The following is a 23,796-nucleotide window of genomic DNA, read 5'->3' on the forward strand; positions in this document are numbered from 1 at the left end:
TATCCCTCTACCGCCGGTCCTATATAGTATTAACTTATAAAATAACAGCTTATGAATACGCTAAATGTAAAGCTGTCTCATAGCATTTCTCAATTATATGAGACTTTGTGTCAGGTTGGAAAGAGTACATTTGCTGAATTACAACGAGCAACAAATTTTAAAGACACGGAGCTCTGTCTGGCTCTATGCTCGCTCATGCACGACAACAAAGTATATCAGGCACGTATCAGCAATACCGTTTATTACATTATTAAATAATGTTCTCCACCGGAAATTCGATCTCACCAAACCCGATCATCGCATTAAACAGGCGAACCAACGAGTAACGGGACAAATCCTGCGGACGAATAACAGCCGGAACAATCCTCCCCTTTCCTAATAGAGATGCCCGCATCGTTCCTTCCAACAAAGGGACCTCGGGTGTCTCCCATTGGCTACCATTCCATAAAGCAATATTGGCAATCGATGTATCCGTCAAGACGCCATCACGTATGATTAAAATATCGTCCGCTTCCCCCTTCTGACGAAATAATTCATCCAACTTCTGACGGTCAGCACTTTTATATGTATAATCCAACCCGTCCGACGTGACCAGTCTCAAACGATTCACCGGACGAACGGTGTAAGGTAGATATTCCACCTTCTCCACTTCCTCCTGATATTCGACCCGGCATTTGGTACGTCCTGAATAATCTCCGGGCTGGATATAATCCGCCAGGTTTACAGGCAGGTTACATTCGAACACATCTCTCCGCGTCTTGTTGAAGCGGTAATTATGAAAAGCCAGATTAACCGCCTTTCCATCCTCGATACGGATTGTTTCAATAAATTGGCACATATACTTTTTGTTTCATTTCATTATATTCACTTTCTAAATTACTTTGGGAAGTAATCCCACCGCCGCTCTTAAACAGGAAATCTCCTCCCTCCTGCCCGATAAAACGAATCATCACGGCACTGTCCAAACGATGGCCGTCAAAATATCCCATAACCCCGGTATAAAATCCCCGTTCGTATGTTTCAGCTTCCCCGATAATCTCCATCGTCTTTTTCTTGGGAGCTCCGGTGATAGACCCTGCGGGCAACAGCCGGAACAGTATGTCTCCCAATGAGGCTTTCCTGTCTTCCGGTAGCTTACCACTAATTTCCGAACTGACTTGCAACAGTCTTCCCCTGTTTGTCTGCAACTCATCTATATATCGGTATCGCGACACCGTCACTTCCGATGCCACCTGGCTCAGGTCGTTACGGATCAAATCGACAATCGTGGCATGTTCAGCCTCTTCTTTTTTATCTGCCAAAATCCGTTCCCGCGCATTCGGCAAAGAGGCATCGATCGTCCCTTTCATCGGATAAGAATAGATAAATCCGTCCTCAATACGCACGAATATCTCAGGAGAGAAAACAACAAAACGCTCCTTCACCCATAATTTATAAGGAGCATGGGAAAGATAGAAAATCTCTTTCAACGTCAGGTTCGTCTGTACCGGAGTCGCACAAGTCAGGTTGACCAGATAAGAATTACCGGCATAAATATGCTCGATTACTGTCCGGAAAGACCGGGAGTAAGTTTCAAAAGAAACCGGATTAGTCTCCCATTCAACATATTTTTCCGGAAAGGTTTCCGCTTTTGACGTCACATTGGTAACGCCATTCAAATCATACAACACCTCACCCGGCTCTACCTCCTCCGGCTCCGCCACCCAAACTTGCTCCTGCTTATAATCAACGACAAATATAAAAGGCCGCCCGGATAATCCCAATCGATTCATATACCGGACGGCTTCTTCTTTATTGCAAAACTTCATATTATATCAAAAATCGCTCTGTCAGTCCGCCGAAAGCATCGATACGACGGTCACGGAAGAACGGCCACCAACGACGCACATTCTCACTCCGTGCTTTATCAATCTCTACCACACGTACCTCTTCATGGTCGTTCGGGAACTCAGCCAGCAACTCTCCCTGGGGACCTGCCACAAAGCTATTTCCCCAAAACTGGATACCGTTTGTCTGTCCCGAAGGATCCGTCTCATGTCCAGTACGGTTTACCGTAATCACCGGAAGCCCGTTAGCCACGGCATGTCCGCACTGCACAGTTACCCAGGCACCCAGCTGACGTTTTTTCTCTTCTTCCGTATCACTACTCTCCCAACCGATAGCCGTCGGATAAATCAGCATCTCAGCACCTTTCATCGCCATCAGGCGGGCTGCTTCCGGATACCACTGGTCCCAGCAAACCAATACGCCCAACTTCCCGACAGACGTCTCTATCGGTTCGAATCCCAAATCGCCGGGAGTGAAATAAAACTTTTCGTAGTAAGCCGGGTCGTCCGGTATATGCATCTTACGATATTTTCCGGCAATCGAACCGTCTTTCTCAATCACCACGGCTGTATTATGATACAATCCCGGAGCACGCCGCTCGAACAGGGAAAGTACTAAAACCACGCCCAGCTCTTTTGCTAAAGCTCCGAACTCTTCCGTAGACGGTCCCGGAATCGTTTCCGCCTGGTCGAACATCTGCGTATCTTCCGTCTGGCAAAAATACAGGCCGTTATGCAACTCCTGCAAGACAACCAGTTCCGCACCTTCGTCGGCACAAAGCCGGATGCTATTTTTCAGTTTCTTTATATTATCTGCCCGGTCACAGGTATTTGCCTGTTGAATCAATCCTACTTTCATACAATAAATTCTTTTGGGTACTGCATCGTCACACAATGCAATGAGCCATGTTGTTTAATTAACGGTAAACAATTAATACCTACAATCTCTCTGTCCGGAAACGCCGTCTGCAAGGCCGCTTTCGCCACTTCATCTTTCGATGAGTTATAGAACGGAACAAGCACAGCCCCGTTTATAATCAGGAAATTGGCATAGGTAGCCGGCAAACGCTCGCCTTCCCACTCCACTTTATCCGCCATCGGCAAAGCGACCAGCCGATAAGGTTCGCCATTTGCCTGCGTGAACTCCTTCAATTCCTCTTCCATCTCCCGGAGTTCGGCAAAATGCTCGTCTTCCTCATCCGTGCACTGCACATAGGCAATCGTATCCTCACTGCAAAAACGCGCCAGCGTATCGACATGACTGTCGGTATCGTCTCCCGCCAGATAACCGCTTTCCAACCACAGGATACGGTCCAGTCCGAACACCTGCTGGAGATAATTTTCCAGTTCTTCCTGCTGGAGATATTCGTTTCTGTTCACGGAAGATAGACATTCGACCGTAGTCAGCAAAGTTCCCTTTCCATCCGACTCGATACTGCCGCCTTCCAATACAAACGGCTGCATATTGACAGGAACCACTTCATCGGCAAAAGTCTTGCCATGAAACAATTTCCGCGTAATCAGATTATCATGGTTGGCAGCAAACTTCATCCCCCAACCGTTGAACACAAAATCGTACACCACCGGCACCCCGTCATCAAACACGGAAATGCCCCCATGGTCACGCGCCCAGGTATCGTTCGTCTCCATCTCACGGAAAATAACACGGCTATAATCCACCTCTCCCAACTGCGAGCGCACCGCCGTTTCATCCGGACAAACAATCAGTAACTTCTCCCGTTTGATCACCTCTTTGGCAATCTCCACAAAACAAGGAACCACCTCGTCCAGTATCGGAGCCCAATCGGTCCCCTCATGCGGCCAAGTCAGTTGAACAGCACTCTGAGGATACCATTCTGCCGGTAATATCGTTTTATTATCCATGTCTGCTAATTTAATTTTCAGGATACAAAGATAAAAGATAATAAGAGCAATGACAAAATTCTGCAAAAAACTCCTCTACCTATTTGGATTATTCAGAAACCTCATTAACTTTGCGGCACAAAGTACTTTTTATTTTAAGTATATGAATAAACAAATAGAAGACATAAAAGCTATCCGCGAGATGATGGAGAAATCATCTAAATTCCTTTCGTTAAGCGGTTTGTCAGGCATATCAGCCGGAGTCATAGCCATTATCGGAGCAGCACTTGCCTATTTCCATATTTTACGGGAACCGGCCAGTACCAACTTCGACACGACACACGAAGCCATGTTCCGCGAAGTCACTTTGCTGATAACCGACGCTTCCGCCGTGCTGCTCTTCTCTATTTGTTTCGGTATCTATTTTTCCTGGAGAAAATCGGTGAAAAAGAACCTGATGCCCTCCAAAAGCCTGATAAAAAGGACACTTTATAACCTCGGTATCCCATTGATTGCCGGAGGTATCTTTGCCCTCATTTTCCTGCTACGCGGCGATTTGGCTATGGCGATCACCATGACGCTGACCTTCTATGGTCTGGCATTAATTAATGTATCCAAATACACCCTCGACGAAGTACATTATTTAGGCTTGACAGAAGTCGTGTTAGGTATTGTTGCCGCCCTGTTCCCCGACTGGAGCCTCTTGCTTTGGACTATCGGATTCGGAGTTTGCCATATCATTTACGGCACAGCTATGTACATCAAATATGATTTGAAGAAAGAATGAAAAACATACTGTCCAAATTAAATAAAGCCTTCGAAAACCGGATACGATTAGGTATCATGTCTATCCTTTCGGTAAACGAATCAGCCGACTTCAACACCATGAAGCAACTGATGGAATTGACCGACGGGAATTTGGCCAGCCACCTGAAAGCCCTGGAGACTCTCGGATATATCCAGTCCGTCAAACAATTCATCGGACGGAAACCCAATACCCAATATTCCATCACCGAAGAAGGACGAAAAAGTTTCAAAGAGCATTTGAATGCACTGGAAGAACTTATCAAATAATTTTTTTTACCCATCTACTTTGAATCGCAAAGTACTTTTAAACTACATAAAACAGGTTTAGCTTATGGAAACAACAATCAAAAAAGCAGCAAAAATCAATCAGTCTATCACACTGAAAGCACTGATTATCGGATTCCTGACCCTCATCCTCCTGATTCCGGGATTAATGATCCAGGATCTGATCCGGGAAAGACAAAACCGGAGTTTGGAAACAATCGAAAAGATTAACAACAAATGGAGCAATGCCCAAACCTTTTGCGGTCCGGTCATTTCCATCCCTTATACCACGACGCAGGTAAATCCGGACAACAAGACAACCATTCAGGAACACCTTCTGAATATCACACCGGAAAACCTGAATATCACAACACAGTTATTTCCAGAGGAAAGATATTACGGTATCTACAAAACGATCCTTTACAAAAGCGAGATAGACATAACAGGAAACTTCGACAAAATAAACTTCCCCAAACCGGAAAACAGTATCATTCATTGGGAACAGGCCTATCTATCCATCGGTGTTTCCGACCTGAGGGGCATAACAGAAAACATCGACTTCAAACTGGACAACAAACAATTGTCGGTCGAAGCCACCGGTAACCTGGATACGCAGATAGGAAAAATGCTGGTCATGCCATTAAAGAATACCGACCCTCTCCTGTTCAGCCAACCCCAAACATTCAACTGCAAATTAAAACTGAACGGCAGCAGTAACATCAATTTCATCCCCATAGGCAAAACGACTAAAGTGCACGTTACAGGCAACTGGAAGTCCCCCGGTTTCATCGGCAACTTCTCCCCGGAGCACCATATTACCGAAAATGGATTCGAAGCCGACTGGAGTATCCTCAGTTTCAACCGCAGTATCCCGGAAATGTGGATCGACTACCCGGGAAACTCATTCGACGATTCCTCCTTCGGGGTAAGCCTGATCGACCCGGTAAACCATTACCAGCAGAACATGCGTTCCGCCAAATATGCCATCATGTTCATCGCCCTGACCTTCGTTGTCTTCTTCTTCGTCGAGATCCTGACCAGAAAACGGATCCACCCTATACAGTATTTGTTGGTCGGCTTCGCATTGATCCTGTTTTACAGCCTGCTCCTGTCTATCTCCGAACAGATAAACTTCGGCACGGCCTATCTGATTGCCAGTATCGCCACCATCGGCCTGATCACAGCTTATACTCACAGCATCTTCAAAAATAAAATACAGACCGGAGCACTCACCGGCATGTTATGTTTATTATATATTTTCCTGTATGTTGTTTTGCAACTCGAAGATGTTGCCTTATTAATAGGAAGTATCGGCTTGTTTGTAATCCTGGGAACGATTATGTTCTTCTCCCGGAAAATAAGTTGGTATAAACAAGAAGATGAATATCCTCAAATACCTGAAACAGATAAGTAAACAACAAACCTTATAAAGGGAAAGAGATAGACTCCAGCATCTGTTTTCGCCAGGAGAGAAGTTTACCGTTTTTGAATAAGCGACGTTGGACGAAGCACCAACTGCCGAGCTTGTTTTCACGGACAGTAGGCCAACGGTGCTTCTCCTGGTAAAACAGTTTTAATTTTTCATAGTTTTCAATCCAGATATCGTCGGTATTCCAGACAAAACCGGCTTCATCCATCATCCTGATACGTTCGGAGGCTAGTCCCCCCTGTTTACGGAACTTACGTTGGGTACTACACCAGGAACCTAATTTGCCATCATTACTTTTAGGCCAATATCCCTTTTGGTGATAAAAAAACACCACCTGTTCCCAATTTTTTATCCACTGGGCATCCAAATCTTGCTCCCACGCAAAACCGATGCGATCCAACAAAGCTATCCGTTCTTCAGATAACACCCCTTTTTTACGTCCCTGCCGTTGGGTGTTGCACCAGATACTCAGATTATTTTCTCCCTTCTTAGGATAACGTTGCATCTGAGTTATAAAAATCTTCAGTTCTTCATAATACTGCATCCAACGACTGTCCTGTACTTCCCATTCGAAACCGATTCGGTCTAACTGCGAGATATAATCTTCCGACAGCGTTCCTTTCTTCCGGGCAATCCGTTGGGTGTTACACCAGTTTCCCAACTTTCCTTCGGCCGCCTGCGGCCAGCGCCCTTCACGTTCCTTATATTCGATCAAACGTTCATACATCACCGGCCACGCATCCAACTCCGCCAGCATATCATCTACACGGGCACGGATATCAGACAGGAATCCTGTTACCTCAAACTCCATAAAGCCTTTAAAGCTCTTCGGAGCACGGATCGCCGGATGATAAGCCAACTCCCTTGACATAGCCTCATAAACAGAACGGCCCGAAAGATTATTGACGAAGTCAAGCACTACCGGATGCCGGTCCGAACCGGCTTTCAGGCAGCGGCCCAACTGTTGCAAGGCTACCACATACGACTCCGTCCGACGCAGGAACATGGCGGCATCTACTCCTTCCACATGCAATCCTTCGATCAGCATATTTATGGAGAAAAGAACATGCAGCTTTCCCGTTTCCCTACGAAAACGACGCAATGTCTTTTCATTCTCCCGGTTACTCAGCCCGTTATGGATCTCGAATGTCTCCGTTTCAAAGCCGGCCTGTCCGAGCCAGTTCGAGACTTCGGGAATCATATGCTGAAGATCTTCCTTGTCTTTACAGAAGACAAGCATTTTCTTTACCTCTTTCGGCAGATAACGCCGAATCAGTTCCGATGCACTCAACGAACCGCGAAAGTCGAGACGGGCAAAGTCTATCTTGTCCTGAATACGCTTGCGCCTTTCAGATGTACAGTCGCTCCTGTTCAACATACGCTGTACCTTATCCAGTTGGTTATTCAGATCGAATACGCTCTGCACCAGGACAGGGACAGGCAGTATCTTATAATACCAGGCCATAGACAAAGACAGTTCATGGAACAGGTTTCCCTTGAAATAGACCTCTACCGTATCAAGCATCTCTTCAGGACGTATCGGAGTGGCCGACATTCCCAGTACACGGGCCTCCGGATTGTTATCAATGACTTCCTGTACGGCTTTTCCCCATACCTCCGCTCCGAAATGATGGAACTCATCAATAATGATATGATCCGCTTTGAGTTCACCCACAGTACCGCGATTCAGGACTAATGCCTGGAAAGTCCGGTAGGTGACATGCGGCATTGTCCTGCCGATTGCTTTTTTGATCTCGGCAATGATCGTAACGTTAGGAGCAATAACTAAAATATCATCTTCCGAATGATTGACAATATAGCGGGCAATCAGGTAGGATTTCCCTGTACCGGTAGCCTGTACAACGGCTCCGATCCTGTTTGTTTTGAATCCTTCCTCAATTGCCCGGTAAGCCGCTTCATTATGTGAGAACAGTTCAATGTGCCTTCCCGTTTCCAAGCTTTTCAGATAGCTTTCATCCGAAACAGTCAGTCCGTGCAGTTCAAAGGAAAGTGCCTCCGGTAGATAACCGCCATGAGCCAGAATACGGAACTGGTTGCAGCCGCACATTTCTCCGATACGCTGCATTTCAGTATACAGCCTGTCCACTTCCGGCAAACCGACAGGTTCCTTATTCCATACCTCTTTCACAATGAAAGTAACGGAATCTTCCCTGATTCCTACCAGCAGACAACCGGATTTTTCAGTGACAAAATAATGATAAGAATGATAAAGATCGCAGAGCACAAATAATATGCCAGTTTCAAAAAGACTCTTTCTGTTTTACTTCTTAATCCACACCCTCAGGAGAGACTATAATCGAATATCCAGGACCGTAACCAACACCTTTTTCATTAATCACATAGGCACGGATGTAATAGACACCCGGAGACAAATCACCCAGCGTTGCCGTGAAATCACTATCCGCCTGCACACTATAATCCCAGATGTTCGGTTCACCGACCGTATTCCAACAGAATCCCCATTTACTTATATTCCCGCCACCGTTCTCCAGTACTCTCGAGCGGAATGTATACGTTGTAGCATCCAATACTTCTATTTCATCCACAACCGGAACTGTACGCGTATCCAACACCAACGTACGACTATAACCCGTACCTATCTTATTACTCGCATAAGCCCTTATGTAGTAAACACCCGGATACATGGTACCCATAACTGCCATGAAATCATCATCCGCTTCCAACAGATTATCCGAAACATCCGGATATTCATGCGTACTCCAGCAAAAACCATTAGTCGTTATTTTACTGCCCCCCGTATTCAGTATCGAACACTGTATCCGGTTGGTTTCCCAATCGACAACACGAACCCTGTCAAGTACCGGAACCGTCAGCACATGAATCGACACACTCAACTCCTCACCATAACCAACACCTGCTTTATTGACAGCATAGGCACGTATATAATAAGTACCCGATTCCATTTCTGATATCATGGCCATAAAATCGTCATCAGCCACAACTACATGATCCTCCACCGACGGTTTTCCCGTCATGTTCCAGCAAAAACCTTTTTCCGTTATCTCACTTCCACCATCTGTCACTAATACGGAACGGAACACATTGTTATCCGGATCAATACGTTCTACCGCCCCCACTACCGGCAGCGATATAATATTGACCACCAACTCCTCACTATAACCCACACCATATGTATTCTCGGCAAACGCACGTACATAATAGACCGTATTGGGATTCAGCCCCGACAACACGGCAGTAAACTCTTTACCCGCTGTCTCCCTCTCATCTGCCACCGTCGGCGTACCAGTCGTATTCCAGCAGAAACCCTTCGATATGATTTCAGCACCTCCACTGTCTTCCAGTGTAGCACGAAATTCCTTCTTCAATGAATCAGACAACAGGATACTGCCGACCTTAGGAAATGTTTTGCCCGTCTGAATCTTTATTTCCGGACTGTAAGCAAGATACGAACTATCGTTTAATGCAAAAGCACGCAGATAATAGGTCGTGTTCTCTTCCAGGTCCGGAATGGAAACGGAAAACGCAGCCTCCTCACCTTCCGCTTCCAGCTTCCGGTCGTCTACCGTCGGGTTGCCTTCTGTATTCCAGCAGACACCTTTCGATAACAAGTTAGCCCCCGTACCATCTATTCCATCATCTTTCACCCGGAAGGTGAAACGGTTAGCGACCTCCTCGTCCGCCGACAGATCCGACAACAAAGGTTCACCATACAACAACGTCTTAAAACTACCCGACTGCCCTGTCAGACGATCCGTACCGTTACCCGCATACAAACAATATTCGTACGACGCATCCGCATCCAGTCCTTCCAGCAGCACCTGCATGCCAAATGATAAAGAATCCCGGCATGCGACCTCCGAGGCATGATCACGGTCACCCGCCTTCCACCAAAGAAAACCAGTCTCTTTTAACGGTATCTGACTCGTCACGCTCCCTTTCAACCTGACATACGTTCGCCCTATATGCTGCGGTTCCTCCAACTGCATGCCGATCGATATGGCTTCAGGCTCGGCGTCCTTTTCACAACTTCCCAACATCAACACAGCAGGAAGAAAAAACAATATATACTTCAATAGATTCATGGACTCTTCTGTTTTTTCGGTTCATCGATTAAAAAATAACTCCAATTCCCAAATTTCCCTCCAGATATTTAAAGCTGTTCGTTTGCAAACCCAGCGAAAATACCATTGGTCCGGCAGACAAGATTCCTCCGATCTCAGCTTCCACACCCTCCAGGGAATGGTCTTTGTTTTTACCCCACTTGCCTCCCACCGTTTCCCAGACCAGCGTACGTGTGCCGTACCCTACTCCGGCATACAGATAAAACGGTTTACACAGGCGTTGTACGATCCCCCCTGTGACAGACAAGCGGCTTTTTTCCGTCTTCCCCGTATACCATTGTACCTCACCATCTTCATCCGACATCCCGACATCGTTACATTCGAAATCATCCGAAGGAGTATTGCTGAAACTATATTTCGCTTTTATATATCCCCCCGTGCGTCTCATTGCAGCAACCATCAAACCGTACGACATCTGGGAAGTACGGAACCCCATCACAGGCATCACCATCACCCGGGGCCTTTCAGGCTTTTTACGCGTTGACAATAACTGTACATAGTTTTCCAAACGGGCCTGCATTTGCTGCTCCCGGGAAGACTGCTTTAGCGTATCAACGGACGCATCCTCCGTGTGCTGACCGTAAGCCGTTGATACACAAACCACCCATAACAAGCAGATCAACATTTGTCGAACAATTTTATTCATTTCTTATGTTTTTGAGATTTTTCGTTTCCATAACCATAGCCATATCCATAACCGTACCCATAACCATACCCATAACCGGCACGTTTCATATTGATACCATTCAGTATCACCGCCATATTGCGAAACTTCTCCTGTTTATATAACTTTTCCACTTCCGGCAACTGACGGCGATCCATCAAACCTGCACGAATCACATAAACCGTCAAGTCAGCCACGCGGTTCACGATCGTGGCATCTGCTACCATACCGGCCGGCACATTGTCCAAAATCACATAATCATAACGCTCACGCAACGTATTTACCAATTCTTCCAAGCGATTACTCAGAAGTAACTCCGAAGGATTAGGAGGCACAGGACCTGCATGGATTACGTCCAAACGGTCGTTGATGCCCGATGGTGCAATGATCTTATCCACATCATCCACCCTCCCCGACAAATAGTGCGTCAATCCCGCACCAGCGTGGCTGATGCGGGCGCTAAGGGTACCCTTACGAATATCAGTATCGACAAGGATCACCTTTTTATTCGTTAGAACAAAACTCATCGCCAGGTTCATTGATACGAAAGTTTTCCCCGCACCCGGATTTGAAGAGGTAAACATCACCACTTTCAGATCTTTCGCTTTTACACGCATGAATTCCATATTCGTCCGGACAATACGGAATGCCTCCGAGACACCGTCGCGACCGTTCTCATGCACCAGGATTTCACTCTTGTCTTTCCGGTTACGCGAAGGAATCTCACCCAGGAACGGAACAGACAGGTTATCCTCTATATCTTTCCTTGAACGTACCGTCGTGTTCATCGTCAACTGTACCCAAAGAATACCCGAAGGAACCACCATCCCCAACACACAGGCTGCTAAAAGAACCAGCATCGATTTGGGTGCCACTGGTTTCTCGCTACCCTGTGCCGGGTCGATAATACGGGCATTACTCTCCGTGATCGCCTGCGACAAGGCATTCTCTTCCCGCTTGTTCAGAAGGTAAAGGTAAAGTTCCTCCTTGATCTTCTGTTGGCGTTCAACCGACAACACGTACTTTTGCTGAGTCGGGACAGCTGCTATACGACGGGTCGTCTGCACTTCACGTTCACGTATGTTCTTTATTTTTATATTCAAACCTACGATCAGATTGTCTACCGCTCGGATAATTGTCTGCTTCATCGCACCCAGCGAATTATTCAGGTCCATCACGACCGGATTCCTGTTACTACTGTTACCGATCAACTTGTCGCGTTTTAATAGCAAGGTATTATATTCCGAAATCTGACTTTCCAAACTTACATCCGAGATGCCCGTATTGGCAGGTATCAAGTCGGCTCCCTTATGTGGGTCAGTCAAGTACTCCCGAATATATTTTGCCAGCGTCAACTGGTTCTCCAATCCAAGTCCTTCCTGGCTGTACTGGCTACCTTCCTGCAAATACATACCAGCTTCCGAATGGATATCGGTCAGCTGATTTTCTCTTTTGAAGACCTCAATTTCCGCATCCACATTTCCCAGTTCTTTTTCAATAATAATCAGGCGGTCATTGATAAAATTCGATGTATTGACCATCACCTGATTCTTGTCGCTTATCGCATCCTCGTTGTAAATAGCAATCAGTGTATTCAACACATCCTCCGCACGGGATGCAGAAACGTCCTGCAATGACAAATTCAAAATAGTAGCTGTTTTACTCGCTAGCACAACCTGCAGAGATTCATTATAATCCAAAGCTACCCGGTCCTGGTTGCTTTTAGAAACTGTTATCTCACTCCCATAATAAAGATCCGTATAATACAAACTGGGAGTTACCACTACTTTTCCGATAGGCGTCGATACCGTGTCGTTCAACGCCACAGTCAACGTCTGGTCTTCCAGCACCTGTCCTTCTTCCTCCAGTTCTTCGGAAAAGAAACCCGACAGGCTCACTTCTTTATCTGATACCGGCACTACCGTCAAACCAAATTCAAGGTTTTCATTTGCCTCCGGGAAACGGACCACAACAGGTGAATGACTGTACAACTCCACCGTACGCAACCCTTCACGAATGCTGTAACTGATATCCAGGTCCAGACGTTTGACAACTGATTTCATCAACTGTTTCGATTTGAAGACCAGCAGTTCGTTATCCACACTCCTTTTCATATTGAACATATTCAAATCCTCAAAAACGGCAGCCTCACTGGCTGCGCCGCCTCCTTTCGTATCGTCCTTGATCAATACCGTTGCTGTACGCTGGTAAATTTTAGGTGCCCACCCCAGATAAAGCACCGCTACTGCACAGCAGACCGCCACAGATAACAGGAACCAGTACCAGTTGGCACGTACGACACGATACATATCGATCAGGTTCAACTCATTTTCCTCTTCACGAAGCATATTTGTTTCTTGTTCGGGATTCATCACTCTTATACTCTTTTGTTATTTGAATATTAATACTGCAACCGTGGTCAACAGGGATACGACCGATACCCACACACCCACCGTGTTGTTCTGATTGATGCCACTCTGGCCCGCTTTCGCCTTGTTCGGTTCCACATACACGATATCGTTCTGTTGAAGATAATAGCAGGGCGAATCGAAGATATCCGCCGAACGCAAATCATGGAACAGGATCGTACGTTTACCATTATTCTCACGGATCACCGCCACACGATCGCGACGACCGTAAATCGTAAGGTCACCTGCCATACTTAAAGCCTCCAACAATGTGATACGGTCACCTGATACGGTAAAACTACCCGGCCGGCTAACTTCACCAATGACAGAAACCTTAAAATTCAGAAACTGTACTGTTACGATTGGGTCTTTGATCAAATCCTCGTCCACCAACCGTTTCTTAATCAGTTCCGTTAATTGCATACGGCTAAGGCCCGAGGCACGGATCTTACCCAAAATCGGGAAATCGACATCACCATAGCGATCTACCAAATAGCCCAACACACGCTGCTGACCAGTCGTTCCGTTATTTGTGCCTAACTGATAAGTAACCATCGGCATATTAAAAGGTAATGCCAGTTCCGGATCACGGCTGTTCACCATGATTGCCAGCAAATCGTCTTCATGGATGATCGGCTCGTATATCTGTTCGATATTTCCCTGCCTAAAAGGTTCTACATCCTGCATGTAAATAATGTTTTTGGGTGATGCACAAGAGCCCAGTAGCACCACAAGCAAAACTCCTAAAAGTTGTTTGTTCAAATTCATTTTCATATATTATTTGTTTTTGTTGATATTTCAATTAAAAAATTGTTGAATCAAAACTTCCTGAATTCCAACCGGGCATAATCCGATTGCAGGACCAGATGTTTCGATGTTAATTCTTTGACGCCGAAACGTTGCTCCGTTCCGTTCATTCCAAATGGCAATAAGTCTTTAACTTTGCTGACTGGCATGACTACAAACAAGGAATCTCCGGTATATTCCATATTACCGGTCTGACTGGTTACATCAACCTTCATCAGATTGATTGTATGCAAAGCGACACTGTAATATGCCCGTTCCGGTGTATCTTCCTCTCCCGACACATATGCTATTTTCATGATCTGCCAGCGACCATCCAGGTCTCCATTGATCGGCATTTTTCCGCAGGCACTGACCATCAGAACCAGCAACACTGCCGTTATATATCTTTTCATCGTATTCATTGTATTCATCGTATCCATCCCGTTTTTCTGATTGTTAGCATTCCACCGGCACTTTTACCCAACATCCCGCCCCTGTCAACACCCAGCGATGCTGTAAAGTCCCAGCCTTTTAACTGATGGGGTGTATAGGTTAATTCAATCAGAGCATTTCCATTCTTTTTGATCTCATAAAAAGGTAAGCTATAAGTTCCCCAGTTGCGGGTAAACGATAAAAGGATTCGGTATTGCAGGTCGGCACAAGGAGTACCCATGATCCCCAAATGATGTCCCTGCAAGCGATTGCTTTTAAAGACTATTTCTCCATCATCATTATAAATCGGAGACATGACTAGCGGATTTCCAATCCCCATTCCCCAATGCTGCCAACCGGCATAGATGTAGTGGTTATAATAATTATCTGTACCACTCACTTGTTCAGGTATTTCAGGGGTATGGTCCCAATAAACAGGGCCCGTTTGGTCTTTCGTTGAGATATATTCGTAAACGAAACTACCGATCACCGGATTCTTGGGAAACGTTATTTCTATTCCTGCCAGACAATCTTTCCAGCCATATTCACCAAACATCTGCGAATGGTCTTCGAAATAATGTTCGTAATAAGGACGGATTGTCCATTCTTTTGGAGCATACCAGGTCAGAGAGAAGTTCCAGCTACCTAAATGGTTTCCATAGACATTTATCTGTTCCCCTGTTGGTGTGCTACTATCTCCGCCACTCGGAATAAACACCTTAAAGAAATCCTTTATCCCGTTCGGCATATCGATCTTCTTATCTCCAATGAAAGCATTTCCTCCGAACTGGGCAGCCATTTCCAATCCCCCTTCTAAAATCAACGGAAACTTCTCCCGGTTACCGATCTTCACATACAAATCCTTGGAATGATACAGCACATGTTCCGTATGTTTACCTCCCGGAGCCACAAAGTCTTTTTGCCAGCCATCGTCTGTAAACATACCATAAGCGATATGTCCTTTGAAAGCTAACCAACCTTTTGTCCCCGGAACAAGCGTATATTCAGGAATACCGATACGAACCTGCGGAGCCGGACGCGCATTTCCCGAGAATGTCAGTCCACCGCTACTCAGTAACGAATTATTAAATTCGCTATGTCGCTCCTTACTTCCGATGCTCAACCCCAGGCAACGGTATTTCAAATCCGCATACAATTGTTGCACCACAAAAGTCGATGTAAAATTATAAGCTACAGCCAGGTCCGCCCCGAAAGCATATGAGAAACGTTTATCGTTTTCCAACTCCCGGAAAACACCGGCACGCAGATACCCGTTATTCTTTTCAATGGACGAAAGTCCCTGCTTATTCGCTGTCAACCAGAAAGGAGTATGTTCCCCTCCGCTAAAGCTGACGCCGGTTTCCGCCCGATAACTCAGTCCTTTGGTAAACTGAGCATAAGAGGTTAGGGGAAGCAATAGAATGCCTCCCCAAAGAAGTAAGCTTGATATTGATTTCATTTGTTTTTGATTAGAAAGAATTGAATCAACCCCATCATCCCCAAACCGTCCCCGGCCTATCCAGATTCTCCGCCACGTGCCGTAACAACTCTCGTCGTTCGGCTATATGAACGAGCATTTCCAGACGTTGCCCGGTCTCATCCGGAGAAGACTGCAACAAAGCCCTCACCGTCTTCCGGATATCCTTCAATATCCGGTTTTCAGTATAAAAGAACAACAAGCGGACCAGATACATCTCCCGGTAATTGGATGCTTCAGGATAAAGAAGCCGGAACGCCTCCACATCCTGCCGGACCATCCCGTCATACTCCGCATGCAACCCGTCCGCCACCCCTCTCAGCACCATCTCCAGGTCAGCTTCCGGATACCCTTCCGCCAGATGGGACAAAATCGTCCGATAGTCCCCATGTTCAAACAACAGGTTATCCGAACGGAGAATCGTATGGATCACCTCCGTAAACAGGCAAAACTCCCCTTTGAAAAAATAATACGTATCCGCATACAAGAGGCAAGCCGACAACAACAACTCTTCCGAATAATGCGGCCTTGTCCGGCAACGGTCGATCAAGGCGACGAACACCTCTCTCCCATGCCGCCGGAACAACGAATCCGGGTCTTCTCCTTCCGGTAAATAAAGAACCTGTATCTCCGGAAAAACCGCCTCCTGCGACAGCGCAATTTTCCGTGCCGCATCACGCCCCGGCTTATCCCCGTCCAATAACAGACACAGATGGCCGGTGTACCGTTTCAGCAATTCCACCTGCCCGCCAGTCAGAGCCGTCCCGCATAAAGCGACCGTATTCGTCAAACCCGCCGCATGCATGGCTATCGCATCCTTATATCCCTCGACCACAAAAACAAAACCTTCACGCACAATCGCCTCCTTCGCCCGGTTCAAAGCATACAAATGATCGCTTTTTTTATACCCACCGGCTGTTGAAGTATTGATATATTTCGGTTCATCCGGATTACCATCCGCCAACCGGCGGGCAGCAAAAGCAATTAACTGCCCGGCTTCGTCACGGATCGGAAAAATGACACGGTTACGCATCGCATACCACTCCTTCGGTACATTTACAGGAGATTGCCCGACTTCAAAATCCAGGTAAGCAGGCGTCAATTCAGAGTTACCGCAAGCATAAGGCAAAAGTGAGGAAAAAAATTTACAGTTTTTTTCAATTGAAAATTTCTTCTCATTGGTATTCACAGGAACAGACTCCGCCTTTTTCTTATTAATTTTCAATTTCCCATTTTCCATTTTCAATTTCCCCACCGCCTCCATAAAACTGCAATGTTCCATCTTCTGCACAAAAGCAATCGCATCCCCATGTTCCCCGCAGGCAAAGCAATGAAAAGTTTGCTTCTCTGGATTCACTATAAGTGATGGATGATGATCTTCGTGAAACGGACAAAGCCCCATATAGTTACTCCCCTTCCGTTCCAGCGGCACATACCCCTCGACTACCTCCTTGATGCAGACAGACGACTTCATTTGTTCGATCTCTCTTTTCGTCATGGCTTCTTCCGGTTTGAATAGTTGGAAATAAGCGTATAACTCTCATTGAAACGATAACGAGCCACCCCGACAGAACCGTTACGTACTTTTTTAATCCAGAGTTCACCGACATCCACCAGGCTTTCGCCCGTCACCGGATCATTTTCCACCCCGTTCTTCAGGGGAATATAAACAAAATAGACACAATCGGCGACCTGTTCGATCACCCCCGAGTCACGTAAGTCATGCAGCTCCGGCAAATGAAGTTTGCCATCCCGGTTCACGCTGTTACGGTTCATCTGCGAAAGAAGCAGCACAGGGATATTCTCTTCCTGCGCCAATTGCTTCAATGCTTCTACGATCCGTCCGATCGCTTGGTCCACTGTCTCGTTTTTGGAACGTTCCTTTTGTATCAGATGAAGATAATCGATAACCACCAGGTCGCATTTCTTCTTACGCCGTTGCAGTTTCACCTGGGCACGGATATTGGCGACACTGTTTCCCGACGTATGGTCAAAATACAACGGCAGCTTCTTAAAATCTTCCGCCAACCGCTCCATCCTTCCCAGGTCCGCCTGGTTCGCTCCGGAGATACGCAAACGGTTCGCATCTATCCCTGCATAACCGGCAAACAGGCGGTTCAGGGTTTGCAATGCCGTCATCTCCAAACTAAAGAAACAAACATGTTTCCCCGCCATCGCCACATTCATCGCAATATGCATGGCTACAGCCGTCTTTCCGTCGCCGGGACGTCCGGCTTCCACAGTCAGTTCGCCATTATAGAGTCCGCCGGTCACATAATCGAAAGCCTCGATCCCCGTCAGGATACGCATGCTGTCGGTACCGGTTTCCAGACGTTCGCGGTGCATCTGCAACACCTCCTGTGCCACCGCTCCGATCTGTCGAAGCGGTTTACCGACCGTACAAGTCTCACGCAGCGACAACAACTTCTGTTCCGCCTCTCCGATCAGGTCGGCATAGGAAGTCCCGAAGTCATCCGCCTTCCCCTTCAATCCGCCGAACAACCCCGAAAGTATCCGGAGCATATAACGGCGTTTCACCTCTTCTGCATATTGTTTCAGGTTAGCGGTATGCCGAAGTTGTATCATCCAGTCGTTCAGGACCGCTACCCCGTTAATATCTTTCCAATGTTTTTCATCCAACCGGTGCATCTCCGTATCCACCGTCACAAGGTCCGCCCTCTTCCCTTTTTCATACAGCGAACAAGCCGCACTGTAGACAAACGCCAGGTCCGGATGACTGAACATCTCCGGTTTCAATACCGGATAAACTTCTATGATGGCCGACTCTACCGATAAAACGGAACTGATAACCGCCGCTTCTGCTTTTTCAAATGCTTTCATATCCGTCCGTTTTAACAAGTTGAAACATCATCATCCATTTGTCTCCCTCCGAATTGCTTTTTGGCAGCTTTCAATTGATCGGCAAGGTTATTCTCCTCGACTTTCGGTTTTTCGGGAGCTGCCGTAAAGTTCACATAACCATTCACCCGGATACGGGTTCCACCGGGAATACGGTTCATAGTAATCAATTTCTTATCCGCCATCTGGCGAAGCAAGCGATTGACCGTCGATACATTGATCCCGCTCAAACGAGCCAGTTGAGCCTGGGTACCGACAAACTCGCCTTTACGACAACTTACCATTCGGTCGTTCAACCGAACATGCCCATCTGCATAAAAACAGCCGGCAAATAAAAGCAGATATAACCATCCCCCTTGCCGGACCGGCAGATTTTCACTAAACAACTGATCCAGGATAAAGCGGGGAACAGTCAGGAATGCACTTCCAAAAATATCGGACGCATTCTTCTCATTTTCAGCACAATAATCTTTCATACCCTATATAAATTAAGTTTGAAATTAATATCAAGATGAAAATGAATTTGCTTCGTGTCTATACCTCTCTGATAATGAGCCTATTAATAGGAGACTTTTCAAGTCGCTCGGGAATGTCCTGAAATTCCTCTTTTAATATAGAATATAAATATTTATAACTAAATAAGGGCCTGCGGCCATTTTTTTCAGATTTCAAAGATTAACAACATCCGGTATCATTCACTTTCACCCTGCAAAGGTAGAGGGTATGCACCAGACGGCAATTACTAAAATCACAGCAAAAACAAGCACAGAAAAACCTGTTATACAGCGTATTAATCAATTATTATTTCTTGTTTTTGTTATTAATCCTATTTATTTCATTCAAAAAATGTTTGATACAATCCGAATAATCGGAGTCATGTACTTTCATTTCGGTACAAAAAGAACCGACCGTTCCCTCCAGACGAAAACAGAGATAAAAGCGCTCAGCCAGGAAGTCGAAAGACACATCATTGAAATAATATACCTTCATTTGCCCCAGCAGGTCACTCAAAAATTTCCGGTCGTTCACCGGTACTCTCTCCTTCCACGGGTCTACCAGGTCAAAACCACACCAAGTCAATATTTCCGGTCGGAATTTGTCAAAAAACTTATTTGCCAAATCAGTCCAACCCTTTTTTTGGTGACACTCATCACTCCCCAACAGCCAGGCCAGTTTCATTATTTCGATCCGGCGGTCCGGGCACTCTCCGATATAGGCTTCCAATTTATCCAAAGCCAAATTTTTGCCTACAATTCCACCAATTTTTTTTTATAGTGTTTTAATTCTTCTGTCAGCATAACTTTTAAGTTGATGCTGTACAACAGATGTTTCCTGTCAACAGTAAGAATCTCCTTTTCCTCTAAAAAAACATATATCTTTTGCATTCAAAAGTCCCTTATTTTATCTTCAAAACATATATCTTTCATCTCCGAAATAAGGGACTTTCAAATTTTCAATTCTCAATTCTTAATTTTCAATTCTCAAGGTTCTCCCAGGAAATCGACAATCACCCCGACCTGTTTCGGAGTCAGTTTTCGTTGCCGTTCACAGAACCCGGCTGCCCTTAAATCCCTGGTCAATTTTTCGTTTCTTACCACCCAGCGATGCAACAAACGTGATGCTGAGTTCGGATGCAAATCCGGGTTGTAACAGAGTGCCAGTTCCGTCCATCCGTAACTGCGGATTTTGAATTTTCCTTCGTCCATATTCTTATGATTTAGTCTTACTAAGATAAGAAATTAAATCCACATAAAGAAATGAAATTCAATATTTATGCGCATTATTTATACGGACTTATTTAACCCTTCGCCGCCGATGATGACATTTCATGTCACAGCCGTTTTTCCAGCACCTTATCTTTGTCATGTTATCGATAACCAACCAGTTAACCGTCAATAGCTTTCGGAGTATTTCCATTGGCATATTGGCACATTGTCAAATTAAAAAATTATCCCCCATGGCTTTAAGTTTTCACTTAGTAAAACGTCCCGACATGCGCAAAGACGCTGCCGAAGGTTCCAAATTATTTTATGCACAGGTCCGTTCATTGAAGAAACTCGATTTCAACAAGCTCTGTGATCTGATCGCTGTTCGAAGCACCGCTTTTATCGGTGATGTGATGCTTGTCATCGAAGGTCTTCTTTCCGTTATGGAAGAACGCCTGGAAGAAGGCGATGTGATCCAGATGGGCCGCCTGGGTAACTTCCGTATGGTTGCCGGCAGCAAGGGTATTGAGAATGAAAAGGACTTCAATGTCTCCCTCTTCAACAAGGCTCGTATCGTCTTCTCACCGGGCACCATGCTCAACGAGATCCGCAAGAATGCCAAATATGAAAAGATGGATACCGAAACCGTCACTCCGCCTACAGGAGGTGGTTCGGACCGTCCGGAAATCGAGTAGTAACGTATCAATTATCCGTTATGTTAAAACAGGAATTTATCAAACAATATCTTTTCCCCGCTCAAAAAGCGGGGGAATGTTTCGGAATCAATCCGATCGTCATCCTCGCCCAATCGGCCATTGAAACCGGCTGGGGAGAAAGTACGCTGGCAAAGGAGCATAACAACTTCTTCGGTATCACCGCCTACGGACATCCAAACACTTTCTGGAAAGGGACAAAGACCGATCTTTCTGAAAACAGTGGCCATACTTCCTTATGGTTCCGCACCTACGAATCGGCGGAAGACAGTTTTATGGATTTCGCCCGTCTGATCCACACTGCTTATCCGGTGGCTGCCTCGCTCAGTGCCCATCCTTCGGCCTATGCCAAAGAGATCGCTTACAGTAAATACATCAGCGAAGTGAATGGCGACAACCGTGCTGCCTATCAAAGGATGTTGGTGTCGATTTGCCGGACGATCGAAAGATATACTGTTTGCTGAGTTCACCTTTTATCAGATTTGAACTATCCTGTCCCCGTGCTTGACACGGGGCCGCAAGAGAACTGGCGGTATCAAAAGATATTATAGGATACGGTCTGTGCCTTTGCGATCCCGTGTCAAGCACGGGAACGGGATAGCTCAATTATTTCTAAATATTAATATATACAAAATGAAAACTCTTGAAACCATTCTCAACTTTCTCACCAGCCTTGTCCGGATCATCTTTCCCCGCAAGCAAAAGCCGGCAGCCGGTGACTGCCCTTGTCCCCATCCCTATCCTCGTCCTGTTCCTGATGGCGATCACCCTGCTGTCTCTCCTGATGGAGCAGACGGAAGTGACGCTGACGGCTATCGGAGCGATACTCTCGCTCTCCACCAGAGCGACTGGGGAACCAAACAACGTGTCGAACCCATAGACATTGCCGGTTACAGCCTGATGGCTGCAGGACTGATCGGCGGTCTGTACAAATTATTCACAGCATGAGTTACGAAGAAAATTACCAACACATGATCCGCCGCAACAAAGCGACCGGATATGCCATCTATGACTGTCTGTTGAAGGCTTACCGAAAACATGCTGAAAGTATGGATATCTCCGGGATTACCGACCGGGATATCTCCCGGATCAGTAAAAAGCTATTGGTGAGCGAACGCTGGATACGTCATATTTTATGTAAATATCATCTGTTTTTCGTTATCATCGACCAGTATTTTCCGGAAGAGGAATGGGAAGATGAAGAGACGGATGTTTGATCGTTTGAAGTCTGTTATCTTCTCTGATATGGAGGGGGTAACAGACTTTTCGTGTATAAAGTTATTCGTACAACCTCTTTACCCCATTACAAAATGAACAATTCTTTCGCAAGCCTTACCATCTCCATAAGGGTTTACTGCTTTACTCATTTTGTCATAATACCCTTTATCATCCAGCAAAGCGGAAACTTCCTGTACAATCTTATCGTAATCCGTTCCCACCAATTTGACCGTTCCCGCTTCCAGAGCTTCAGGACGCTCGGTTGTATCACGCATAACCAATACCGGTTTACCTAATCCCGGAGCCTCTTCTTGTATTCCACCGCTATCGGTAAGCACAAGGGCCGATTTCTCCATCAGGTAAACAAACGGCAGATACTCCAACGGTTCAATGAAAAACATATTCTGCAAATCCGAATTTCCGAAAACTTCATGAATCGGTTTACGCACGTTCGGATTCAGATGCATCGGATAGACAAAATCTGTCTCCGGATACTTCTCCGCCAGTGTCTTGATAGCCTTACACATTTGAATGAAACCCTCCCCAAAATTCTCGCGACGGTGTCCGGTAATAAGAACAAGGCGACGATCCCTGATTTCATATCCGGCAGTTTTTAATTCTTCCGTCAATACCTTTTGTAACGCTTCATTTCCTTTAATTTTATCGACTACCAGATATAAAGCATCGATCACTGTGTTGCCGGTTACAAGGATAGACTTCTGCTTCACACCTTCATCCAACAAATTCTGACAGCTCAACTGTGTCGGAGAAAAATGATACGTAGCAATCCTCCCCGTTATCAAACGGTTCATCTCCTCCGGCCAGGGACTATATATGTTATGTGTCCTAAGCCCCGCTTCAACATGCCCCACTGGTATCTGCTGATAGAAAGCTGCCAAAGCAGCAGCCGTCGAAGTAGTCGTATCGCCATGTACCAGCACGAGATCCGGTTGTACTTCTTTGAGTACATTCCGCATGCCGGTAAGGACACGGGCAGTCACATCATATAAATCCTGTCCTTGCTTCATGATATTCAAATCATAATCCGGATGAATTTCAAAAAGATGAAGCACCTGATCCAACATTTCGCGATGTTGGCCAGTCACACAAACCACTGTTTTAAACTGTTCGGGATACTTCTCAAACTCCTTTACCAAAGGAGCCATTTTTATTGCTTCGGGACGAGTCCCGAAGACGAGCATTATTGTTTTCATGTTCAC

Annotated in this window: 25 protein-coding genes; 8 read left to right on the forward strand and 17 right to left on the reverse strand. The window is 45.9% G+C overall.

Annotated features, from left to right (window positions below; genetic code table 11):
* Positions 1 to 51: 51 nt before the first annotated feature.
* Entirely contained in the window at positions 52 to 258 is a 207-nt protein-coding gene (locus tag K6V26_RS13150) for a winged helix-turn-helix domain-containing protein (protein WP_007658438.1), read from the forward strand.
* On the opposite strand, the gene K6V26_RS13155 is transcribed toward K6V26_RS13150, so the two are convergent.
* Genes K6V26_RS13155 through K6V26_RS13170 form a run of 4 tightly spaced genes read right to left on the reverse strand, consistent with a single transcriptional unit; the run spans position 251 to position 3,710 of the window.
* On the reverse strand, positions 251 to 838 hold the full coding sequence (locus tag K6V26_RS13155) for an aminotransferase class IV family protein (protein WP_048317647.1): 588 nt from the start codon (positions 836 to 838) through the stop codon (positions 251 to 253). The genes K6V26_RS13150 and K6V26_RS13155 overlap by 8 nt on opposite strands.
* Positions 822 to 1,808 (reverse strand): aminodeoxychorismate synthase component I, encoded by a 987-nt coding sequence (locus K6V26_RS13160; protein ID WP_224265554.1) that lies wholly within the window; start codon positions 1,806 to 1,808, stop codon positions 822 to 824. Before K6V26_RS13160 ends, K6V26_RS13155 begins: the two co-directional genes overlap by 17 nt.
* Before the next feature lies 1 nt (position 1,809).
* A complete protein-coding gene (locus K6V26_RS13165) occupies positions 1,810 to 2,685 on the reverse strand; it encodes a carbon-nitrogen hydrolase (RefSeq protein WP_224265555.1) in 876 nt (291 codons plus the stop codon).
* A complete protein-coding gene (locus K6V26_RS13170; protein WP_224265556.1) occupies positions 2,682 to 3,710 on the reverse strand; it encodes an agmatine deiminase family protein in 1,029 nt (342 codons plus the stop codon). Before K6V26_RS13170 ends, K6V26_RS13165 begins: the two co-directional genes overlap by 4 nt.
* 142 nt (positions 3,711 to 3,852) lie before the next feature.
* On the opposite strand from K6V26_RS13170, the gene K6V26_RS13175 reads away from it, so the two are divergent.
* From K6V26_RS13175 to creD, 3 genes are all read left to right on the forward strand, one after another.
* On the forward strand, positions 3,853 to 4,476 hold the full coding sequence (locus tag K6V26_RS13175) for a hypothetical protein (protein ID WP_046147453.1): 624 nt from the start codon (positions 3,853 to 3,855) through the stop codon (positions 4,474 to 4,476).
* Positions 4,473 to 4,763: a winged helix-turn-helix domain-containing protein gene (locus K6V26_RS13180; RefSeq protein WP_046147454.1), complete on the forward strand. Its 291-nt coding sequence runs from the start codon at positions 4,473 to 4,475 to the stop codon at positions 4,761 to 4,763. Before K6V26_RS13175 ends, K6V26_RS13180 begins: the two co-directional genes overlap by 4 nt.
* Positions 4,764 to 4,827: 64 nt before the next feature.
* Entirely contained in the window at positions 4,828 to 6,174 is a 1,347-nt protein-coding gene (gene creD / locus K6V26_RS13185; protein ID WP_046147455.1) for a cell envelope integrity protein CreD, read from the forward strand.
* 10 nt (positions 6,175 to 6,184) lie between these two features.
* Here creD and K6V26_RS13190 read toward each other — a convergent pair whose 3' ends face one another.
* From K6V26_RS13190 to K6V26_RS13245, 12 genes are all read right to left on the reverse strand, one after another.
* Positions 6,185 to 8,434, reverse strand: a complete 2,250-nt coding sequence (locus K6V26_RS13190; protein ID WP_224265557.1) for a Helicase associated domain protein — start codon at positions 8,432 to 8,434, stop codon at positions 6,185 to 6,187.
* A gap of 43 nt (positions 8,435 to 8,477) precedes the next feature.
* Positions 8,478 to 10,274 carry a fibronectin type III domain-containing protein gene (locus tag K6V26_RS13195; RefSeq protein ID WP_224265558.1) on the reverse strand — a complete coding sequence of 599 codons (1,797 nt, stop codon included), beginning with the start codon at positions 10,272 to 10,274 and terminating at the stop codon, positions 8,478 to 8,480.
* A 28-nt stretch (positions 10,275 to 10,302) separates the two neighbouring features.
* Positions 10,303 to 10,959 (reverse strand): hypothetical protein, encoded by a 657-nt coding sequence (locus tag K6V26_RS13200; protein WP_224265559.1) that lies wholly within the window; start codon positions 10,957 to 10,959, stop codon positions 10,303 to 10,305.
* Complete coding sequence (locus K6V26_RS13205; protein ID WP_224265560.1) at positions 10,956 to 13,349, reverse strand: GumC family protein; 2,394 nt, start codon at positions 13,347 to 13,349, stop codon at positions 10,956 to 10,958. Before K6V26_RS13205 ends, K6V26_RS13200 begins: the two co-directional genes overlap by 4 nt.
* Positions 13,350 to 13,367: 18 nt before the next feature.
* Positions 13,368 to 14,153 carry a polysaccharide biosynthesis/export family protein gene (locus K6V26_RS13210; RefSeq protein ID WP_007658467.1) on the reverse strand — a complete coding sequence of 262 codons (786 nt, stop codon included), beginning with the start codon at positions 14,151 to 14,153 and terminating at the stop codon, positions 13,368 to 13,370.
* 50 nt (positions 14,154 to 14,203) lie between these two features.
* Positions 14,204 to 14,611, reverse strand: a complete 408-nt coding sequence (locus K6V26_RS13215; RefSeq protein WP_317197533.1) for a lipocalin-like domain-containing protein — start codon at positions 14,609 to 14,611, stop codon at positions 14,204 to 14,206.
* On the reverse strand, positions 14,599 to 16,062 hold the full coding sequence (locus tag K6V26_RS13220; RefSeq protein ID WP_224265562.1) for a capsule assembly Wzi family protein: 1,464 nt from the start codon (positions 16,060 to 16,062) through the stop codon (positions 14,599 to 14,601). Before K6V26_RS13220 ends, K6V26_RS13215 begins: the two co-directional genes overlap by 13 nt.
* Before the next feature lie 34 nt (positions 16,063 to 16,096).
* Positions 16,097 to 17,578 (reverse strand): DNA primase, encoded by a 1,482-nt coding sequence (locus tag K6V26_RS13225; RefSeq protein ID WP_224265563.1) that lies wholly within the window; start codon positions 17,576 to 17,578, stop codon positions 16,097 to 16,099.
* On the reverse strand, positions 17,575 to 18,921 hold the full coding sequence (locus K6V26_RS13230; RefSeq protein ID WP_007658471.1) for a replicative DNA helicase: 1,347 nt from the start codon (positions 18,919 to 18,921) through the stop codon (positions 17,575 to 17,577). Before K6V26_RS13230 ends, K6V26_RS13225 begins: the two co-directional genes overlap by 4 nt.
* An 11-nt stretch (positions 18,922 to 18,932) precedes the next feature.
* Positions 18,933 to 19,415 (reverse strand): helix-turn-helix domain-containing protein, encoded by a 483-nt coding sequence (locus K6V26_RS13235; RefSeq protein WP_224265564.1) that lies wholly within the window; start codon positions 19,413 to 19,415, stop codon positions 18,933 to 18,935.
* Positions 19,416 to 19,740: 325 nt separating this feature from the next.
* A complete protein-coding gene (locus tag K6V26_RS13240) occupies positions 19,741 to 20,172 on the reverse strand; it encodes a hypothetical protein (protein WP_224265565.1) in 432 nt (143 codons plus the stop codon).
* A 248-nt stretch (positions 20,173 to 20,420) separates the two neighbouring features.
* Positions 20,421 to 20,645, reverse strand: a complete 225-nt coding sequence (locus tag K6V26_RS13245; protein WP_010802611.1) for a DUF4248 domain-containing protein — start codon at positions 20,643 to 20,645, stop codon at positions 20,421 to 20,423.
* 251 nt (positions 20,646 to 20,896) lie between these two features.
* On the opposite strand from K6V26_RS13245, the gene K6V26_RS13250 reads away from it, so the two are divergent.
* The 4 genes from K6V26_RS13250 to K6V26_RS13265 all read left to right on the forward strand — a co-directional run bounded on the left by K6V26_RS13250 (position 20,897) and on the right by K6V26_RS13265 (position 22,575).
* Positions 20,897 to 21,340, forward strand: coding sequence for an HU family DNA-binding protein (locus K6V26_RS13250; RefSeq protein ID WP_164727204.1), 444 nt, complete (start codon positions 20,897 to 20,899; stop codon positions 21,338 to 21,340).
* A gap of 20 nt (positions 21,341 to 21,360) precedes the next feature.
* The gene (locus K6V26_RS13255; RefSeq protein WP_224265566.1) at positions 21,361 to 21,822 is read left to right on the forward strand and encodes a glucosaminidase domain-containing protein; all 462 of its coding nucleotides are present in this window, start codon (positions 21,361 to 21,363) and stop codon (positions 21,820 to 21,822) included.
* Positions 21,823 to 21,991: 169 nt separating this feature from the next.
* Positions 21,992 to 22,306 (forward strand): hypothetical protein, encoded by a 315-nt coding sequence (locus K6V26_RS13260; RefSeq protein ID WP_224265567.1) that lies wholly within the window; start codon positions 21,992 to 21,994, stop codon positions 22,304 to 22,306.
* A complete protein-coding gene (locus K6V26_RS13265) occupies positions 22,303 to 22,575 on the forward strand; it encodes a hypothetical protein (RefSeq protein WP_046147464.1) in 273 nt (90 codons plus the stop codon). The genes K6V26_RS13260 and K6V26_RS13265 overlap by 4 nt, the downstream gene beginning before the upstream one ends.
* Before the next feature lie 78 nt (positions 22,576 to 22,653).
* Here the strand turns inward: K6V26_RS13265 and wecB are convergent, their stop codons facing one another.
* On the reverse strand, positions 22,654 to 23,790 hold the full coding sequence (gene wecB / locus K6V26_RS13270; protein WP_224265568.1) for a non-hydrolyzing UDP-N-acetylglucosamine 2-epimerase: 1,137 nt from the start codon (positions 23,788 to 23,790) through the stop codon (positions 22,654 to 22,656).
* Positions 23,791 to 23,796 lie beyond the last annotated feature (6 nt).

Source organism: Parabacteroides goldsteinii (assembly GCF_020091425.1).
GTDB classification, from domain to species: Bacteria; Bacteroidota; Bacteroidia; order Bacteroidales; family Tannerellaceae; genus Parabacteroides; species Parabacteroides goldsteinii.

What these genes read in the sequence shown, in the direction of transcription:
- K6V26_RS13150 (WP_007658438.1), top strand. Translation starts at nt 52, where the DNA reads ATGAATACGCTAAATGTAAAGCTGTCTCATAGCATTTCTCAATTATAT.
- K6V26_RS13155 (WP_048317647.1), bottom strand. Translation starts at nt 838, where the DNA reads ATGTGCCAATTTATTGAAACAATCCGTATCGAGGATGGAAAGGCGGTT.
- K6V26_RS13160 (WP_224265554.1), bottom strand. Translation starts at nt 1,808, where the DNA reads ATGAAGTTTTGCAATAAAGAAGAAGCCGTCCGGTATATGAATCGATTG.
- K6V26_RS13165 (WP_224265555.1), bottom strand. Translation starts at nt 2,685, where the DNA reads ATGAAAGTAGGATTGATTCAACAGGCAAATACCTGTGACCGGGCAGAT.
- K6V26_RS13170 (WP_224265556.1), bottom strand. Translation starts at nt 3,710, where the DNA reads ATGGATAATAAAACGATATTACCGGCAGAATGGTATCCTCAGAGTGCT.
- K6V26_RS13175 (WP_046147453.1), top strand. Translation starts at nt 3,853, where the DNA reads ATGAATAAACAAATAGAAGACATAAAAGCTATCCGCGAGATGATGGAG.
- K6V26_RS13180 (WP_046147454.1), top strand. Translation starts at nt 4,473, where the DNA reads ATGAAAAACATACTGTCCAAATTAAATAAAGCCTTCGAAAACCGGATA.
- creD (WP_046147455.1), top strand. Translation starts at nt 4,828, where the DNA reads ATGGAAACAACAATCAAAAAAGCAGCAAAAATCAATCAGTCTATCACA.
- K6V26_RS13195 (WP_224265558.1), bottom strand. Translation starts at nt 10,274, where the DNA reads ATGAATCTATTGAAGTATATATTGTTTTTTCTTCCTGCTGTGTTGATG.
- K6V26_RS13200 (WP_224265559.1), bottom strand. Translation starts at nt 10,959, where the DNA reads ATGAATAAAATTGTTCGACAAATGTTGATCTGCTTGTTATGGGTGGTT.
- K6V26_RS13205 (WP_224265560.1), bottom strand. Translation starts at nt 13,349, where the DNA reads ATGAATCCCGAACAAGAAACAAATATGCTTCGTGAAGAGGAAAATGAG.
- K6V26_RS13210 (WP_007658467.1), bottom strand. Translation starts at nt 14,153, where the DNA reads ATGAATTTGAACAAACAACTTTTAGGAGTTTTGCTTGTGGTGCTACTG.
- K6V26_RS13215 (WP_317197533.1), bottom strand. Translation starts at nt 14,611, where the DNA reads ATGGATACGATGAATACAATGAATACGATGAAAAGATATATAACGGCA.
- K6V26_RS13220 (WP_224265562.1), bottom strand. Translation starts at nt 16,062, where the DNA reads ATGAAATCAATATCAAGCTTACTTCTTTGGGGAGGCATTCTATTGCTT.
- K6V26_RS13225 (WP_224265563.1), bottom strand. Translation starts at nt 17,578, where the DNA reads ATGACGAAAAGAGAGATCGAACAAATGAAGTCGTCTGTCTGCATCAAG.
- K6V26_RS13230 (WP_007658471.1), bottom strand. Translation starts at nt 18,921, where the DNA reads ATGAAAGCATTTGAAAAAGCAGAAGCGGCGGTTATCAGTTCCGTTTTA.
- K6V26_RS13235 (WP_224265564.1), bottom strand. Translation starts at nt 19,415, where the DNA reads ATGAAAGATTATTGTGCTGAAAATGAGAAGAATGCGTCCGATATTTTT.
- K6V26_RS13245 (WP_010802611.1), bottom strand. Translation starts at nt 20,645, where the DNA reads ATGGACGAAGGAAAATTCAAAATCCGCAGTTACGGATGGACGGAACTG.
- K6V26_RS13250 (WP_164727204.1), top strand. Translation starts at nt 20,897, where the DNA reads ATGGCTTTAAGTTTTCACTTAGTAAAACGTCCCGACATGCGCAAAGAC.
- K6V26_RS13255 (WP_224265566.1), top strand. Translation starts at nt 21,361, where the DNA reads ATGTTAAAACAGGAATTTATCAAACAATATCTTTTCCCCGCTCAAAAA.
- K6V26_RS13260 (WP_224265567.1), top strand. Translation starts at nt 21,992, where the DNA reads ATGAAAACTCTTGAAACCATTCTCAACTTTCTCACCAGCCTTGTCCGG.
- K6V26_RS13265 (WP_046147464.1), top strand. Translation starts at nt 22,303, where the DNA reads ATGAGTTACGAAGAAAATTACCAACACATGATCCGCCGCAACAAAGCG.
- wecB (WP_224265568.1), bottom strand. Translation starts at nt 23,790, where the DNA reads ATGAAAACAATAATGCTCGTCTTCGGGACTCGTCCCGAAGCAATAAAA.